2 protein-coding genes are annotated in these 1,777 nt (G+C 28.5%); both read left to right on the top strand.

Annotated elements, in window-relative coordinates; translation table 11 throughout:
• Positions 1–311: 311 nt before the first annotated feature.
• Complete coding sequence (locus tag FTV32_RS16825) at positions 312–1,088, top strand: tetratricopeptide repeat protein (RefSeq protein WP_092768988.1); 777 nt, start codon at positions 312–314, stop codon at positions 1,086–1,088.
• A 2-nt stretch (positions 1,089–1,090) separates the two neighbouring features.
• Entirely contained in the window at positions 1,091–1,468 is a 378-nt protein-coding gene (locus tag FTV32_RS16820) for a hypothetical protein (RefSeq protein ID WP_179997592.1), read from the top strand.
• Positions 1,469–1,777: the final 309 nt, after the last annotated feature.

Raw genomic sequence — 1,777 nt, 5'->3', positions numbered from 1 at the left:
ATAGATAAGCACAAGGACTGTAAGGTACGACAGGAGTTATACCGAACGAACCAATACGAAAAACCCCGGCAGGATGCCGGGGTTTTTTCTTATCTAAATTAATTCAACTAATCAGTATTTTATTAATTGTAGAAAAATGACAACCAAGTGTTTAGTATAGAAATGGATGATATTTAGTAAAAAAAATAGTATTTTTCGATCTAATCCTTTATTTTTGAAGTATAAATTTATGACCCACCTAAAATTAGTAACTCAGTAAAGCAAAATATTGTACTATACCCGCGCATTAAAAATGGAATTCCTAATCGACTATGATATCTCCTCAAACTATTGATAAAAGCATTTTTGATGCTATGTTCTCTAATGTTAGGAAAACATCTAGTGTCTTTAAAATTCAATCATGGAAAAGAGATGCGGAAAAGGTTCGTAGTATAGATATATGCAAATATAAAGCTATTTTAGGCACAATAGCTGCTTATGAAAATAAGCATGATGAAGCTATAAATATATTTAAATCTATATTATTACTTACAAAAGATTGTGGCTATCAGGCTATGATCTACTCAAACATAGCTAATGTTTTAGGACATGCTGGAAAGTACTCAGAAGCAATTGATTCCTATTGGAAAGCTTTTGAGTTAAGTAATAATCCATCATATTTTGAATCGTTCTTTAATTTATGTAAAATTTATTATATTAATGATCAAAGGCTAACTAATATGAAGTCTTTAGATGACAATAAGAAAAAATTCTATGAACAAGAATTATTAAGCTTAAATGAGACGCGTCAAGAAATTATAGAAAATACAAATCTAAATCTCGATTTGTATAGAGATGTATTGAAAGTAGCTTTTTCTGTCTTCTTCACACACTGTAATAATCAAGTTAATAGATTTATAGAAGTGAATGATAGTCAAATTTCTACAATACTATTCAATACCGATTTGGATCTAGAAACAGTTATGCTGTTAAATGATGGTATGAATGATAAATTTTTAGACTTATTAGATAGTTATGAGTATGAAGAGCTTATTAAATATCCTATAATATTTACGGCTGAAAATTTTAAAAGCAATGAATTAGGATAGTCGTGGATAGCATAGAATTTTTAAATTTTGCACAAAAAATCATTTCTATTACTCCAATTTCAGAAATTGATTATCGTCAGATAATAAGCCGTAGTTATTACTGTGCATTTCATAAACTTAATGAAAAATCCAATTCCTTAGGCATTCCTGTGAATGCCTATAAAGGTGGAACTCATGCATCCTTACGGCAGACTTTAATAGAATTACGTCCGGCAAATAAACAATTGAAAGCTATAGCATATCGACTAGTTAGCTTCCATCAATTACGTATTATTGCAGATTATAAGTTAGAGGATAAAGTGACAGAAATATCAGCTAAGGAATCTATTGAAAACTGCAAAAAAATATTAGATCAAATTAATTTAGTTACTAGTCTGTAATCTTTTAAAAGCACTTTTTCCTTTTATTTAACATAAAATCTCTTATACGAAATTTCAGGCAAAAAATCCCAGCCGAGGTTTGGCTGAGATAAAAATAGACTCTAAATCACGCGGCTGGATAGGTCATAAATGATTTCATTAACTTTCTGCCTTGCTTAAGAACAATATATAAAAAATCAAAAATATATAAAACAGATAACATCAAAGATAGTGATCGATTTATTAGATAAATAATTTATTATAAAATAGTCTAGAGATTTAAATTACATAATAGTCTTTTTTTTCATTACTTTAGCTATACAAATCTGG

This window comes from Acinetobacter sp. YH16032 (assembly GCF_013417345.1).
Lineage (GTDB): Bacteria > Pseudomonadota > Gammaproteobacteria > Pseudomonadales > Moraxellaceae > Acinetobacter.
The sequence above is the reverse complement of the archived record's forward strand: the minus strand, read 5'-3'. Positions and strand labels throughout refer to the sequence as shown.